A 14,928-nucleotide genomic window follows, 5' to 3' on the forward strand; every position below is an offset into this window, starting at 1 on the left:
CGTGACCAGCACCGGCAGCAGCGAAGCGACCGCAACCGCACTGCGCCCCCCCGAGGCGCCGTCCGAGGAACGGCTCCCCATCCTCAAACTCCTCGCGTTCACCGCCGCGGGCTTCCTCGCGATCATGACCGAGACGATGCCCGCCGGCCTGCTCCCGCAGATCGGGCGCGGCCTCGACGTGTCCGAGGGCCTGGCGGGCCAGCTCGTCACCCTGTACGCCATCGGATCCGTCGTCGCCGCGATCCCGGTGATCGCCGCGACCCGCAGCGTCCGGCGCCGGCCGCTGCTGCTCGCCGCCGTCGGCGGCCTGTTCGTCTTCAACACCGTCACCGCGCTGTCCACCAACTACGGCGTCACCCTCGGCGCCCGCTTCGTCGCCGGCATGGCCTCCGGCGTGATCTGGGGCCTGCTCGCCGGCTACGCCCGCCGCCTGGTGCCCGAGCACCTGCAGGGCCGGGCCCTCGCCGTCGTCGGCGTCGGCCAGCCCATCGCGCTGACCGCCGGTGTCCCGCTCGGCACCTACCTCGGGTCGGTCACCAGCTGGCAGGGCGTCTTCTGGATCATGTCCGCCGTCGCCCTCGCCCTGATGATCTGGGTGCGCGCCCTGGTGCCGGACTTCCCCGGCCAGGCCGCCGAGCAGCGCCGGCCGATCCGCGAGATCTTCGTGACCCCGGGCATCCGGCCCATCCTCGCGGTCATCTTCCTGTGGATCCTGGCCCACAACATCCTCTACACCTACATCTCTCCCTTCATGAGCAAGGCGGGCCTCGGCGAGCGCGTCGACGTGATGCTGCTCGTCTTCGGCGCCACCGCCATCGTCGGCATCTGGCTGACCGGCATGCTCGTCGACCGCAAGCTGCGCCTGCTGACCCTGGTCAGCCTCGCCGGCTTCGCCGCGGCCTCCCTGGTCCTCGGCATCGGCAACGAGTCGCCCGTCGCCGTGATCGTCGGCGTGGTCGCCTGGGGCCTGACCTTCGGCGGCGCCCCCACCCTGCTGCAGACCGCCATCGCCGACGCGGCGGGCGACGGCGCCGACGTCGCCCAGTCCATGCTCGTCACGATCTTCAACCTGGCCGTCGCCGGTGGCGGCGTGGTCGGCGGTCTGCTCCTGGAGTCCTCCGGCCCCGCCTCCTTCCCGTGGGTGCTGCTCGCCCTGGCCGCCCTGGCCTTCGCGATCGTCGGCACGGCCAAGGCCGGCTTCAGGCCCGGCCGCCGCGGCGCCGCCTGACCGGCGCGCGGAAGCCCGTACGACCGAGCCCGGCCCCGGCACGGAAGGGGCCGGGCCTCCGGCATGACCGGCGGTCGCGGCAAACACGACAGTCATGTTTCATCGCCTCCGATTCGGTGCCGCGGACCGCCCGGGTGCGAGACGATGGCGCTCCCCGAAGTCCCCGACCCCGGAGCGTGCGATGCAGCGGCTGACCCGTCCGCACATCGTCGCGGCGGGACTGCGCCTGCTGGAGCGCGAGGGCGCCGCCGGCCTCAGCATGCGCAAGCTCGCCGGCGAACTGGGCAAGGCCCCCGCCGCCGTCTACAAGCACGTCAGCGACAAACGCGAGCTGATGTGCCTGCTGTTCGACGAGGTGTCGCGGCGCATCGAACTGCCGGACCCGGGGGACGACCCCCGTACGGCCATCGTGGCGGCGACCCAGAGCGCGCACCGGGTCCTGGAGGAACACGGCTGGATCGCCGCCGGGATGCTCGACGGCCGCCTGCTCGGCGCCGCCTCGATGCGGCTGTCCGAGTTCATCCTGGACACCCTGGTCCGCGACGGGATGAGCGACGCCCAGGCCGCGCGCGTGCACGTCGCCATCTGGGAGTACCTGGTGGGACACCTGGTCGCCGCCCGGGCCGGCGCGCCCGGCCTGACGCCCTGCCCCGCGACGGGCGCGGACGGCGCCGAGGACTATCCGACCGTACGGCGGGTCGCCCCGCTCCTGGCCGGGATGAGCGACCAGGAGCGGTTCGCCGCCGGACTGCGCGCCCTGCTCGACGGGGCGTTCGCGCAGGGGCGGTCCCGGACCGAGCCGCCGGCCGCCCCGCAGGAGCCGCCGACCGCCCCGCGGCAGCCCGGCACGGACCCGGGGAGCGACCGGCGGTCCCCGCGGGCGTAGGCACGCCGACGAGGCACCGCCGTCCGTCAGCCGGTCCGCAGCTGGTGCCGCGCGGTGAGCGCGGACCGGGCCCGCGCGTGCGGGGCCGGCGCGGTCCTGGGCTGGTAGAGCAGCACCGGAGCCGCCGCCGGCTCCTTCTCCTCCGGCGGGAAGTGCTTGGCCAGCTCGTGCCGGCCGCTGATCCGCAACTTCCGGTAGGAATGGGTGAGATGGGACTCCACGTTCCGCAGACTCACCTTGAGCAGATGGGCGATGTCCCGGTTGCTCATCCCGCCCGCCGCCAGCTCCGAGACCTGCCGCTCGGCCGGTGTGAGCAGCGACTCCGGGGAGTCCTTGCGCGGATCGGGCCTGCCACCCGCGTACCGCAGCTCCCGCTGGACCGCCTCCACCAGACCGTCGGCGCCCAGGGAGATCCCCAGCTCATTGGCGCGGTGCAGCAGTTCGCGGGTGCGGCGCACCTTGGCGATCTGCCGGTGCGCCCGCCCCGCCTCGTACAGGGCGTGGGCGAACAGCAGCGGCGTGGGAGCCGGCTCCAGGATCTCCAGTGCCTGGTCGGCCAGTTGCAGCGCCTCCTGCCCCGAGCTCGCCGCCGCCTGCGCGACCAGGGCCCGGCCCAGGGCGAACGGAGCGCCCCAGCGGCGGGCGAGATCGGTCTCCTCGCGCGCGACCCGCCGGGCCGCGGCCATGTTGCGCTGGGCGAGGAGCAGGGCGGAGCGGGTGGAACGCCAGGGCAGCACCGCCGGGTTGACGATGCCCCGGCGGACCAGCTCCTCCTCGCAGTGGGCGATCATCGCGAGACCGCGCTGCGCCTGCCCCAGCCGGCCCAGGGCCCGCCCCGCGCTGTGCAGCAGGTGCAGCCGCCACCAGGTGACGGGCTGCTCGCCGGGCAGCGGCGGAGCCTCGTCGAGCAGTGCGCCGGCCGCGGCGATGTCGTCCTTCTCCAGGGCCACGTCGATCAGGACGCTGCGGGCCAGCGCCCCCGCGTGGTAGGCGGCGGCCGCGATCCGGGTGAGCAGGTCGAGCGCCTGGCGGGCGTCGTCCTCGGCGTCCGCGAGCTGCCCGCGGTGCAGCTGCACCAGACCGCGTACGGCCAGGGCCTCGGCGATCCGGGTCACGGTGCCCTCGGCGCGGGCGAGGCGCACCTCGGTGTCCATGTGCCGCCGGGCCTTGTCGGCGTCGCCCGCCCACAGCAGCGCGAGCAGCGCGTGGTACCAGGTGGGCGAACCGTACGGGGCGCGGGGCACGGCCAGGAACCGGTCGGCGATCCGCCGGACCGCCGGTGCCGAGTCGCCGGCCGCGGTGCGCAGCAGCAGCACCCGCTCCAGCCGGTCCTCGCCCTCGTCGCCGCCCGGGCGGTAGGTTCCCTCGTGCAGCCGGATCTCGGTGAGCCGCTCCCGCAACCGGGCCTCGGCCGAGACGTCCAGGACGCCGATCTCCTCGCGGGCGTCCTCCAGGACCTCGCGGGCGCAGGAGAGTTCGTCCAGGCGGAGCAGGATGTCCGAGAGCCGCAGCGCCTCCTGGAGCCGGTCCTCCGACCCCAGCTGCCCGGCGGCGTGCGCGCTGAGCGCCCGGGCGGAGGCCGGCAGGTCCAGGGCGGTGAGGGCCTGGATGCGCAACCCCTCGGCGCGCGCGGCCAGTTCGTCCGGAACGCCGTGCAGCACCGCCTTCTCGATCAGCCGCCGCGCCCCGGCGGGGTCACGGCCCACCATGTCCTGCGCGGCGTCGAGCAGCAGGCGCGTCATCCACGGCTCGTCGAGCCGGTGGGAGCGCAGCAGATGGGCGGCGACGTCCTCGCGCGGCGCGTTGCGGCGCCACATGTACCGGGCGGCGAGCCGGTGGAGTTCGGCGCGCTCCGCGCACGGGATGTCCTGGTAGAGCAGCCCGGCCAGCAGCGGGTGCCGGAACGTCATGTCGTGGCGGCAGAGCAGGCCCGACTCGGTGAGCCGCGACAGGCTGCGACAGGCGTCCTCGGTCGGCACGCCGCACAGGTCCGCCAGGATCGCGGGGTCCAGCGGCGAGCCCAGGATGCTGGCCGCGCGGGCGACCTCCAGGCAGTGCGGATCGAGCCGCCGGAGCATGCACAGAATGCGCTCCTTGACCGCCTGGAGCCGCATCCGCTCGTCCGGCGGGTCCGCCGCTGCCCGGCCGGCGAGGGCGTCCGGCGCGTGCGGGTGCGCGTGCCCCGGCCCGGCGGACAGCGGCCCGCCGGATCCCGCGGGCACGGTCCGTATCTGCTCGGTCAACAGATAGGGGTTGCCGCCCGTGTCGGCGACCAGCGCGTCCACCGACGCGTGGTCGTGGCCGCACAGCGCGGCGGCCAGGTCGGAGGCGGCGCTCGGGCTCAGGTCGTGCAGGTGGATGTGGCGGTCGGGGCGCACGCCCTCCATGAACTCGACCAGCAGGTGCTGGTCGCTGGCCGGTTCGCCGCAGCGCTTGGTGGCGAGCAGCACCACCGGCAGGTTGTCGAGCCGCCGGCTGAGGAAGCCCAGCCACAGCAGCGACGTGCGGTCGGCGTGCTGGACGGAGTCGACCGTGAGCAGGATCGGGGTGCGGCGCGCGGCCCGGCCCACCGCCGCGCACAGCTCCGCGAGCAGCGGGTAGTCGGACTCGGCCGGCCGGCCGTCGCCCCGCGCGCTCGACGCGAAGGCGCGCTCCCATCCGTCCGCCGTCTCGGGCAGCGTGCCCAGGAGCTGGTGCACGACCCCCAGGGAGAAGCGCTGTTCGGTGGGGGAGGCCGTGGCGGAGAGCACGACCATGCCCTGCTCGCGGGCGGTGTCCTCGGCCCAGCGCAGGAGGGAGGTCTTGCCCGTCCCGATGATCCCCTCCATCAGCGCGACCGCGCCCGCGCCCGCTCTGGCGGACGCGAGCAGCTCAGTGATGATCTTGGATTCTTCGCTTCTGCCGAACAGTTCCTGGGGCACCGCCCTGAACCTCCTGCCGACCAGCGCCGTCAAGGGTAATTCCCGGTCATGATCAATCCGTCGCCGGCCGGGCGGAAAGGCTTCAGCAGGCGGAGTGGAGAAAAACCGAGCCCCCCCACGTCGATCCCCCGATCACCGGTGAACGGCGTACACCTCTGATGCGCCCGACGCTAACACGACCTCCCGCCACCCGAGGGAATCGATGAGTATTCCTTCGGCCATTGCTTCGGTCCCCCCGTATTGATGGGCGTGGGGACCGCACGGGTACGGTCTGCACGGCATTGCGGCGGTGACCGGTGAGCCGGAGATGACGAGCTCCTCCGGGACCTGACATATTCACCCGCCGCCTAATGGCGAAATCTGATGGAAGGATCGGTGTCCCCGTGACCGCGACCAGTGAGGAGCTCCGGCCGTTATGGGCCGTCCGCCCGGCCCTGCCGCCGCACCCGGCCCCCGCCCCCCGCGACGGCGACGTCCGCACCGAGCGGTTCGTCCTCTCCCTGACCGGTCTGTTGCCGCTGGTGTACGAGCAGGCCTGGCAGACCGTCCTCGGCCCCGGCTTCCGACTCCAGGTCGTCGACTGGCGCGCCACCCGCCCCGCCGTCCAGGACGCCCGCCTCGCCGAGCGGCTCGCCCACGAGTCGGCCACGGGACTGCCTGCGGGCCAGGGACCGTCGACGGGCCCCATGTGCGCCACCCTGATCCGGCGCGACGACACGACCTGGACCTTCGCCTGGCGCTACGCCCGCGAGCTGATGGACCGGCGGGCGGGCCTGCGCCTCCTGGAGCGGGCCACCGAGGCGTACGCCGTCCTGCTGCGCGGCGGCACCCCGCGGTGCCCGGACGGCGCCGGCGACCTGCTCGCGGGGTCGGTGGGCCGATGACCGGCTCCGGCGACAACTCGGTGCGGCTGTTCTGCCTTCCCTTCGAGGGCGTCTCCGCCGGCGTGTACCTGCCGTGGACCGAGGCCATGGGGCCCTCGGTGGTCGTCACCCCCGTCGAGCTGCCCGGCCGCGGCCGCCACCCGCGCACCCGCCCCTGCGACAGCCTGGAGCCGCTGCTGGCCGAGATCATGCCGTACGTGGCCCGCATGTGCGACCGGCCGTTCGCGCTCTACGGGCACGGTTTCGGCGCCCTCCTCGCGTACGAGATAGCCGCCCGCCTCGAATGGGAGCACGACGCCGTCGCCGACCGGCTCTACGTCTCCGGCTCCGGCATGCCGCAGCGGACCCTGCCGGAGCGCGCGGTCGCGCATCTGCCGGACGCGGCGATGATCCGCAGGCTCCGCGACCGCGGCCGGATGCCCCCGGTCGACCGGGACCCGCGCCGCGCGGCCCGCGCTCTGCCCGCCCTGCGCGCGGACCTCGCCGTCATGGAGTCCTACCGGCGCGACCCGCGCCACGTCGTGCACTGCCCCGTCACCGCCATGGGCGGCCTCCAGGACCGCACCGTCACCGGGCTCGACCTGGCCGGCTGGCGCCGCTGCACCCGGCGCGCCCTGCGCGTGGAGACCTTCCCCGGCGACCACTACTTCCCGCTCACCGCCCAGCGCGAGCTCCTGGACACCTTCACCCGCGACCTGATCCGCCCGGCCGCCGCGCGCCGCCTCCTGGCGGCGGCCGCGTACTGACCACGGAACCGGCCGGGACCGGCCGGGACCGGGCCCGACGCGGGCCCGACGCGGGCCCGAGGCGGGCCCGAGGCGGGACCGGGGCTGTTGGGGGCGGGGCCCCTACGGGAACGGGCCCGTTCCCACCCGGCCCGACGGCGACCCCGGCCACCGGTGACCCGGCCCGTTCCGGCCCGGCCCGGCGGCGACCCGGCCATGGGCGGCCCCGGCCGCGGGTGACCCGGCCCGATCCGCGCCGGCCCGGCGGCGGCCCGGCCATGGGCGCCCCCGGCCGCGGGTGACCCGGCCCGTTCCGGCCGGCCCGACGGCGGCCCCGGCCACGGATGCCCCCGGCCCGTTCCGGAATCGGCAACAGGAATTGCCCCGTCCCGGCCGCTTCCACATCCTGGCCGCCGGAGGTGACCAGATGACACCCACACACCGCTCCCCGGGCCTCGGCGGCGAAGCCCCCGGCGCCGAGCCGGTGCACGAGGCGGGCCACGAGGCGGAGCAGCGGCCGGAGCACGAGGCGGAGCACGAGGCGGAACTGCACGCGGGCTTCCTGGCCGACGCGGCGCACTGGCTGCGCGGCCTGCTCGGCCCCGAGGACCGGGTGACGGCGGCGGTCCGCCGGATCGTCGACGTCGGCAGCGGCCCCGGCGTGGCCTCCTGCGCCCTGGCCGGTGCCTTCCCGCTCGCCGACGTCGTCGCCGTCGACCGGTCCGACGCGCTCCTCGCCCGCGCCGAGGCCCGCGCCGCCGAGCACGGGCTGACCGGCCGGATCACCACCCGTCGGGCCGAGCGGCCTGAGGAGTTCGGCCGGCTCGGACCCGCCGACCTGATCTGGACCGGCAACGTCTGCCGTCACCTGGGCGACCAGCAGGCGGCGCTGCGCGCCCTGGCGTCCGCCCTGCGGCCCGGCGGACTGCTCGCCGTCGCCGAACGAGGGCTGCCGCCGCGCTTCCTGCCGCGCGACATCGGCATCGGGAAACCCGGTCTCCAGGCCCGCCTGGACGCCGCCCTCGAGGAGCGGTTCGCCGCCGCGCGGGCCCGGCTGCCGGGCGCCACCTCCGTGGTCGAAGACTGGCCGTGCCTGCTGGCCTCCGCCGGACTCGTCCCCACCGGCAGCCGCACCTTCCTGATCGACTTCCCCGCCCCGCTGGACCTGGCCGCGCGCCGCCATCTGCACACCCGGCTGAGCCGCCTGCTCGACGACCTCGGCGACCGGCTCGACCTCGTCGACCGGCTGACCGTGGAGCAGCTCCTGGACGGCGACGCCTGCACGGGCATCCTGTGGCGCCCCGACGCCTTCTACCTCACGGCGGTCACCGTGCACACGGCCCGCCTGTGCCGGCCCCGCGCCTGATCTCTCCGTAATTCCTTAGTAGAAGCGGGGGGGTCTCGAATTACCCGAAGGAATCCACGTCCATTCGGTCCCGGACGATCTCCGGGACGATTCCCTTCACGTCCTCCCGCACATTCCCCCGGCATTGTCCCCCGCAGATCCGACGGCCCGTGGCGTTCCCGCCGCGGGCCGTCTCCCTATGTCCGGTGGTCCGCGTGACCGAAGGGCGAACCCCACCGCAGATTCTTCGGTCAGCCCTACGGTCCCACCGTATTGAGGACCCCCTCCCCGCACTTCTACGTTCCTTCCCAGAGCGGTCGCCCCGGCGAAAGCGGGAAACCGGCCGAGGCGCGTGCGAGTGACGGAGGAAGCGTGAAGATACGGATTCTCGGCCCGCTGGAGGCCGAGTCGGACGGCGTCCGGGCCGTCCCGACGGCGGCGAAGACGCGCCAGATCCTGGCGCTCCTCGCCCTCCACCCGGGACAGCTCGTCCCGGTGTCCACCCTGTGGGAGGAGGTGTGGGGACCGGTGCCGCCGCGCAGCGCGCACACCACCTTCCAGACCTACGTCCTGCGGCTGCGCCGCGTCCTCGCCACCGCCCTCGACGAGGGCGGCGCGACGCCGGACGCGACGGGGGCGGCCCGCCGGCTCCTCGCCACCGGACACGGCGGCTACCTGCTGCGGGTCGCCGAGGAGGACGTCGACGCCTTCGTCTTCCAGCGGACGGCCCGGGCCGGCCACGCGGCCTTCGCGGACGGCGACAGCGAGCTCGCGTCCCGGCTGCTGCGCCAGGCCCTGGCGCTGTGGCGGGGCCCCGCGCTCGTGGACGTACGCGCCGGGTCCGCGCTCCGGATCCACGCGGCCGCACTGGAGGAGAGCCGGCTGCTCGCCACCGAGCGGCGCATCGACGCCGACCTGCGGCTCGGCCGGCACACCGAACTCCTCTCGGAGCTCGTCGAACTGACCGAGCGGCACCCGGCCCACGAGCGGCTGTACGCCCAGGCCATGGTGGCGTTCTACCGCTCCGGACGGCAGTCCGCGGCCCTCGACCTCTACCGCAGGCTGCGCCGGCGGCTGATCGAGGACCTGGGCCTGGAACCCGCCCCGCAGCTCCAGCGACTGCACCAGGCGATGCTCGCCGTCGACCCCCGGCTCGACACCGTTGCCCAGGGCGGCCCGCCCACCCCCACCTTCGACCTGTACGCGGCCTGAGCGCGCCCGCTTCGGCCGGTACGCGGCCCGAGCGCGCCCACGTCGACCTGTGCGCGGCCCGAGCGCGCTCCGCACCCGACATCGAGCACTCCACACGAGGTGACACAGTGACGGACCGGATCCCCACCCTCTACGAATGGGCCGGCGGCGCCGAGGCGCTGGAACGACTCACGGAGGAGTTCTACCGGCGCGTCCGCAAGGACGAGATCCTCGCCCCGCTCTTCCGGTACATGGACGACGACCACCCGCAGCACGTCGCCACCTTCCTCGGCGAGGTCCTCGGCGGCCCCGAGCGCTACACCGAGGAGCACGGCGGCTACCCGCACATGGTCTCCCGGCACCGGAACCGCGCCATCAAGCCCGAACAGCGGGCGCGATGGGTCGAGCTGATGCTGGAGGCGATGGACGTCGTCGGCCTTCCCGAGGACGCGGAGTTCCGCTCGGCGTTCGTCGGCTACATCGAGTTCGGCTCACGCCGCGCGATGGCCAACTCCCAGCCGGGCGTCGGCCCTTCGAGCCGTACCACCATCAAGAAGTGGGGCTGGGGCGAGGCCCTGCCCGGTGACGACTGACGGGCGGGCGCCGAGCCCGGAACCGGCCCCGCCGGATCCCGCCCGCCCGTCCCGGAATCGGCAACAAATGTTGTCCGTCCGCCACGCTCGGTTCCAGCATGGGGACCGGTAGTGATCACCGTGATCCAGCGGATCGCCGCGGCGTCCGCGCCGCCGAGGGCGGCCGTCCCGGGAGCCCGGCGGTGCCGGACTCCGCGCGCCCGGCAGACCGGCGCGCACCCGCCCCGATCCGCCCGTCCCGAACCGTCCCGACAAGGAGTTCGCCCCATGCGACCGACCACTCCCCGTCCGCTCGGCGGCCGCCGATGAGCGTCAAGACCGAAGCCCACGAGGCCACCCCGCGCAAGACCGGCGACCGGCTGCCGCTCGCGGTCTACCTGCTCGCGTTCAGCCTGTTCGCGATGGGCAGCGCCGAGTTCCTGCTCGCCGGAGTCCTCCCCGACATCGCCGACGACCTGAACATCTCGCTCTCCTCCGCCGGCGCCCTGATCTCCGCCTTCGCCATCGGCGTCGTCATCGGCGGACCGCCCCTGGCGGTCCTGACGCTCCGCTGGCCGCGGCGCACCACGCTGGTCACCTCGCAGGTCCTCTTCGCCCTCTGCGTGGCGATCGGCCTGATCACCGACAACTTCGGCGTCCTGATCGTCACCCGCTTCCTGTGCGGCCTGGCCTACGCCGGGTTCTGGGCGGTCGCCGCCGTCACCGCCATCGGACTCGTCACCCCCGACCGCACCGCCCGCGCCTCCGGCGTGGTGGTCAGCGGACTCAGCATCGCCATGGTCGGCGGCGGACCGGCCGGCGCCTTCCTCAGCCACTTCACCGGCTGGGAGGGCGGTTTCTGGGCGGTCGTCGCCCTCACCGTCCTCGGCGCCGTCTCGACGGCCGTCGCCGTCCCCGCGACCACCGCCGCCCAGGAGCCCAGCGTCGGCCGCGAACTGCGCACCATGCGGCAGCCGCAGCTGTGGGTGGTGTACGCCGCGACGCTGCTCAGCACCGCCGCGTACATGATCTCGTACAACTACCTGGCGGCGTTCCTCACGGACATCACCGGAGTCGACGCCGTGTGGGTGCCGCCGATCCTCGTCCTGTTCGGCATCGGCGCCTTCGTCGGCCTGTCCATCGGCGGCCGGATCGCCGACGGACGACCCCACCACGCCCTGCTCATCGGGGCCGGCGGCATCCTCGTCACCTCGGTGCTGCTCGCCCTCCTCGCCGAGCAGCCGATCGCCGTCGTCGTCCTGGTGCTGCTCCTCGGCGTCGCCGGATTCGTGCTCAACCCGGCGATCTACGGGCGGGTGTTCACCGTGGCGGCCGACGCGCCGACGCTCGCCGGAGCGACCGCCGTCTCCATGTTCCAGCTCGGCATCAGCCTGGTCCCGGTCCTCGCGGGCGTCGCCCTCGGCGCCGGCGCCGGACTGACCTCCATCCCCTGGCTGGGCGCCGGCCTGGCCCTGATCACCGTCCCGGTCGTCCTGATCGACCGGACGATGGCCCGCAGTCGGGCGCGGAGCCCGCAGACGAGCGAGAACTGACCCCGCCCGTCCGCTCCCCGGTCCGCGCTCCCCGTACATCCCACGACCGGAGCCGCGGAGGAATTCCCCCGGAGGAATTCCTCCGCCGGCTCCCCTCACGGAGGATCTCATGGACAACGAACTCGGTTACGAACTCGGAAGTTGGGTGGTGTCACAGATCCAGAGCCCGGACCGTCCGACGCAGACGACCTTCACCCTGCTCGACCAGGAATGGGAACTGCTCCCCGAGGTCTTCCCGCCCTACACGGACCCCGGCCCCGCGTCCTTCGCCTCCTGGGTGCCCTACGAGAAGGGCATCCGCTTCCTGGAGATGGGCTGCGGCGCCGGCATCGCGGCGGTGATCGCCGCCCAGCGCGGCGCCGAGCGCGTCGTCGCCCTCGACATCAACCCGGCGGCGGCCGAGAACACCCGCCGCAACGCCGCCCGGCACGGCGTCTCGGACCGGGTCACGGCCCTGGCCAGCGACCTGTTCGACGCCCTGGAGCCCGCCGAGCCCTTCGACCTGGTCTTCTGGAACACCCCGTTCATCGAGGCGCCCGAGAGCCGCCCCTACGCCGGCCAGATCGAACGCGCGGTCTTCGACCCCGGCTACGAGATGGTGCGCCGCTTCTTCCGCGACGCGGTACCCCACCTGGCGCCGGGAGGCCGCCTCTACATCGGCACCAGCGAGGCCATGGGCAACAAGGACAAGCTGCTGCGCGCCGCCGCCGACGCCGGATTCCGGGGCCGCCGCTACCGCAGCGAGACCGTCGGACTGCCCGCCGCGGACTTCCCCGCCTCGCCCGTGGTCGCGGCCCACACCGACGAGCGCGGAATCGTCGACATGGACTTCACCATGTACGAGTTCCTGCGCGGCTGACCCAGTACCTGTTCAGACGAATTCGAATTCACGAAAGGGCGGCGGACCGCCCCGGAAGATGGGAATGTCATGAGCACCAACGGGAACGCGAACGGTACCGGTTTCGACGTCGTCATCGCCGGCAACGGAGTCCTCGGACTCTCGCTCGCCTGGGTCCTGGCACAGCGAGGACAGCGCGTCGCCGTGCTCGGCCTGCCACACCGCCCGTGGGCCGGATCCGCCGCGGCCGGAGCGATGCTCGGCTGTTTCGGCGAGGTCACCACCTCCCTGCTCGCCACCGAGCACGGCCGCGCCAAGCTCGAACTCGGCATCCAGGCCGGCAAGCTGTGGCCGCAGTGGCTGAGCGAGCTCGAGGCCGGAACCGAGGGTGCCCCCGTCAAGACCGCCGACGGCACCACCGTCATCCTCAACACCATCGGCACCGCCGAGATCGACGACGCCAACTACAACGCCATCCGGGCCGAGCTCACCCGCTACGACGAGCCCTTCGAGGACATCGAGCCCACCGACCTCGACTGGGTGGACGCGGAGCCGATCTCCCGCCCGCTGAGGGCCTTCCACATACCGGGCGAGCACGCCGTCAACGCCGCCGCCCTCCTGGAGCGGCTCGAGCAGGCCGTGGTCCGGGCCGGCGCCACCCTCGTCCCCGAGTTCGCCACCCGTGTCGTGCACCAGGGCGAGCGCGTCACCGGTGTCGTCACCACCTCCGGCCGGACGATCAGCGCCGACCACGTGACCCTGGCCGCCGGCGCCAACAGCCAGGAACTCCTGGACAGCCTGCCCATCGGCTCCCGCGTCCCCCGCCTCGTCAGCGGCTACGGCGTCTCCTCCCTGATCAAGACCGTGGACGGCACCACCCCGGACAGCGTCATCCGGACCCCCAACCGCTCCTTCGCCTGCGGCCTGCACGTCGTCCCGCGCGGCGACGGGCACGTCTACCTCGGCGCCACCAACGTCATCTCCGTGGAGCCGCGCGACACCGCCGAGATGCGCGACCTGGTCTTCCTCCTCCAGTGCGCCCACCGCCAGGTACGCCGCAACCTCTGGAACAGCGACGTCGCCAAGGTCCAGGTCGGCAACCGCCCGGTGTCCATGGACGGCTTCCCGCTGCTCGGCCACGGCGGCATGCAGGGCCTGTGGATCATGACCGGCACCTACCGCGACGGACTGCACCTCTCCCCGCTCCTGGCGAAGGACTTCGCCGCCCGCATCCTCGGCGAGGAGCCGGTCGCCGACCTCGACCGCTTCGCCCCGCTGCGGCAGCCGCTGCGGACGGGCACCCGCGAGGAGATCGTCGACGTCCTCATCGACCACCAGATGGGCATCGGCTACGAGCAGGACTGGACCATCCCCGTCGAGTGGCACCACTGGATCGAGATGGACCTGCGCCCGGCCACCCTCGCCTGGGCGAACGAACTCGACCCGGAGTTCACCCCGCCGGCCGAGCTGCTCTTCGCCTCCCGCTTCGACCCCGAGCTCGTCAGCCTGCTGCGCAAGTACTACGCGACCTGCCGCGAGCACAGCTGACGCCCGCTGCTCCACCCGACCCGCACCCACAACCACACCCACACCGCCGCCGTGCGGGCAGGGGCGGCCCGCCCCTGCCCGCACGGCACGTCGAGAAAGGACAGTCATGGCAGTCGAGCCCATCGACCCGCCCGGTCTCCCCAAGCCCTACGGATGGCGGCAGCTGGCCGTCGGCACCGGCAGCCGGGTGGTCTTCCTGAGCGGCCAGACCCCGCGCACGGCCGACGGCGAACCCGTGGGCACGGGCGACCTCGCCGCCCAGACCGAGCAGGTCTACCTCAACATAGCCACCGGTCTCGAAGCGGCCGGCGCCACGTTCGACGACGTCCTGCGCCTGACCATGTACGTCGTCGACTGGTCGCTCGACAAGTGGGAGGCCATCACGGCGGGCGCCGAGCGCGCCGCCGCCAAGCTGGGCGCGGACGTGATCCGGCCCACCACCCTGGTCGGCGTCGCCACCCTCGCCGAGCCCGACTTCCTCATCGAGATCGAGGCCACCGCCATCACCTCCTGACAGCCGCACGCACCACCGCACACGTCGCCAGGCCCCGCCGGACTTCCCGGCGGGGCCTGACGACGTCTCCGGCTCAGTGCCGCGGTTTGGCGAGCAGGTCCTCGATCACCGCGGCCACCGTCTCCGGCGAGGGCAGCGCCGGATGGTGGCTGACCGTGCCGGTCGTCGGGTCGAAACCGTCGTGCCACTCCGGCTCGTTGACCAGCGCGCCGTCCTCACGGATCCGCGCGATGTTCCGCTGCACGGCCGGCTTGTGCCACATCTTCGCGCCCATCACCGGGAAGTAGACGACGGGGTAGTCCACCGAGAGCGCCACCGTCATCAGCCGGTTGGGCGCGGCCCCGCCCGCCGCGGCGGCCAGCGTGTGGGCGGTGGCCGGCAGGACCGCCAGGACGTCGTGGTCGCCGGCCAGCCGCGACGGCTTGTCCGTCGGCCAGTCGGCCGGGGACTCCCCGTACACCACCCGCTCGGCGAACAGCGCCAGGCTCTCCGGCGCGATGAACGAGGTGGCGGTGTGGGTGAGCAGAACCGTGAACGTGCTGCCGGGGATCTGCCGGCGCATCGCCTCGATATACGAAGGAAGCCGGGTCACCGCAATCGATCCGGTGCCGCCGACGAGTATGCGTTTCCCGGTCGCCGCCGGGGAGTTCTGAATTTCCATGCCCCGATGATGTCGTCGTGATCCCACCGCCGGTCAATGGTCAAGTCCGGTACGAGGCAAGG

Annotated in this window: 13 protein-coding genes; 11 read left to right on the forward strand and 2 right to left on the reverse strand. The window is 73.7% G+C overall.

What is annotated here, in order from left to right:
• Position 1: 1 nt before the first annotated feature.
• Positions 2–1,228 (forward strand): MFS transporter, encoded by a 1,227-nt coding sequence (locus ABD954_RS29195; RefSeq protein ID WP_345490476.1) that lies wholly within the window; start codon positions 2–4, stop codon positions 1,226–1,228.
• A 181-nt stretch (positions 1,229–1,409) separates the two neighbouring features.
• Complete coding sequence (locus ABD954_RS29200; protein WP_345490478.1) at positions 1,410–2,114, forward strand: TetR/AcrR family transcriptional regulator; 705 nt, start codon at positions 1,410–1,412, stop codon at positions 2,112–2,114.
• 26 nt (positions 2,115–2,140) lie between these two features.
• Here the strand turns inward: ABD954_RS29200 and ABD954_RS29205 are convergent, their stop codons facing one another.
• Positions 2,141–5,035 (reverse strand): BREX system ATP-binding domain-containing protein, encoded by a 2,895-nt coding sequence (locus ABD954_RS29205; protein ID WP_345490480.1) that lies wholly within the window; start codon positions 5,033–5,035, stop codon positions 2,141–2,143.
• A 383-nt stretch (positions 5,036–5,418) separates the two neighbouring features.
• Between ABD954_RS29205 and ABD954_RS29210 the strand changes: the two genes are divergently transcribed.
• From ABD954_RS29210 to ABD954_RS29250, 9 genes are all read left to right on the forward strand, one after another.
• On the forward strand, positions 5,419–5,919 hold the full coding sequence (locus tag ABD954_RS29210; protein WP_345490482.1) for a condensation domain-containing protein: 501 nt from the start codon (positions 5,419–5,421) through the stop codon (positions 5,917–5,919).
• Positions 5,916–6,665: a thioesterase II family protein gene (locus tag ABD954_RS29215; RefSeq protein WP_345490484.1), complete on the forward strand. Its 750-nt coding sequence runs from the start codon at positions 5,916–5,918 to the stop codon at positions 6,663–6,665. Before ABD954_RS29210 ends, ABD954_RS29215 begins: the two co-directional genes overlap by 4 nt.
• Positions 6,666–7,071: 406 nt before the next feature.
• Positions 7,072–8,010, forward strand: coding sequence for a class I SAM-dependent methyltransferase (locus ABD954_RS29220; RefSeq protein WP_345490485.1), 939 nt, complete (start codon positions 7,072–7,074; stop codon positions 8,008–8,010).
• A gap of 351 nt (positions 8,011–8,361) precedes the next feature.
• Positions 8,362–9,201: an AfsR/SARP family transcriptional regulator gene (locus ABD954_RS29225; RefSeq protein ID WP_345490487.1), complete on the forward strand. Its 840-nt coding sequence runs from the start codon at positions 8,362–8,364 to the stop codon at positions 9,199–9,201.
• A gap of 107 nt (positions 9,202–9,308) precedes the next feature.
• Complete coding sequence (locus ABD954_RS29230) at positions 9,309–9,773, forward strand: group II truncated hemoglobin (protein WP_345490489.1); 465 nt, start codon at positions 9,309–9,311, stop codon at positions 9,771–9,773.
• Positions 9,774–10,078: 305 nt separating this feature from the next.
• Complete coding sequence (locus ABD954_RS29235; protein WP_345490491.1) at positions 10,079–11,305, forward strand: Cmx/CmrA family chloramphenicol efflux MFS transporter; 1,227 nt, start codon at positions 10,079–10,081, stop codon at positions 11,303–11,305.
• 109 nt (positions 11,306–11,414) lie between these two features.
• Complete coding sequence (locus ABD954_RS29240; RefSeq protein WP_345490494.1) at positions 11,415–12,164, forward strand: methyltransferase; 750 nt, start codon at positions 11,415–11,417, stop codon at positions 12,162–12,164.
• 69 nt (positions 12,165–12,233) lie between these two features.
• A complete protein-coding gene (locus ABD954_RS29245; protein ID WP_345490496.1) occupies positions 12,234–13,691 on the forward strand; it encodes an NAD(P)/FAD-dependent oxidoreductase in 1,458 nt (485 codons plus the stop codon).
• Positions 13,692–13,797: 106 nt separating this feature from the next.
• Positions 13,798–14,205: a RidA family protein gene (locus ABD954_RS29250; protein ID WP_345490498.1), complete on the forward strand. Its 408-nt coding sequence runs from the start codon at positions 13,798–13,800 to the stop codon at positions 14,203–14,205.
• Positions 14,206–14,278: 73 nt separating this feature from the next.
• On the opposite strand, the gene ABD954_RS29255 is transcribed toward ABD954_RS29250, so the two are convergent.
• Positions 14,279–14,866, reverse strand: coding sequence for a flavoprotein (locus ABD954_RS29255; RefSeq protein ID WP_345490500.1), 588 nt, complete (start codon positions 14,864–14,866; stop codon positions 14,279–14,281).
• Between the last annotated feature and the right edge of the window lie 62 nt (positions 14,867–14,928).

It is taken from the genome of Streptomyces roseoviridis (genome assembly GCF_039535235.1).
Classification (GTDB): Bacteria; Actinomycetota; Actinomycetes; order Streptomycetales; family Streptomycetaceae; genus Streptomyces; species Streptomyces roseoviridis.

What these genes read in the sequence shown, in the direction of transcription:
- ABD954_RS29200 (WP_345490478.1), top strand. Translation starts at nt 1,410, where the DNA reads ATGCAGCGGCTGACCCGTCCGCACATCGTCGCGGCGGGACTGCGCCTG.
- ABD954_RS29215 (WP_345490484.1), top strand. Translation starts at nt 5,916, where the DNA reads ATGACCGGCTCCGGCGACAACTCGGTGCGGCTGTTCTGCCTTCCCTTC.
- ABD954_RS29220 (WP_345490485.1), top strand. Translation starts at nt 7,072, where the DNA reads ATGACACCCACACACCGCTCCCCGGGCCTCGGCGGCGAAGCCCCCGGC.
- ABD954_RS29235 (WP_345490491.1), top strand. Translation starts at nt 10,079, where the DNA reads ATGAGCGTCAAGACCGAAGCCCACGAGGCCACCCCGCGCAAGACCGGC.
- ABD954_RS29240 (WP_345490494.1), top strand. Translation starts at nt 11,415, where the DNA reads ATGGACAACGAACTCGGTTACGAACTCGGAAGTTGGGTGGTGTCACAG.
- ABD954_RS29245 (WP_345490496.1), top strand. Translation starts at nt 12,234, where the DNA reads ATGAGCACCAACGGGAACGCGAACGGTACCGGTTTCGACGTCGTCATC.
- ABD954_RS29250 (WP_345490498.1), top strand. Translation starts at nt 13,798, where the DNA reads ATGGCAGTCGAGCCCATCGACCCGCCCGGTCTCCCCAAGCCCTACGGA.
- ABD954_RS29255 (WP_345490500.1), bottom strand. Translation starts at nt 14,866, where the DNA reads ATGGAAATTCAGAACTCCCCGGCGGCGACCGGGAAACGCATACTCGTC.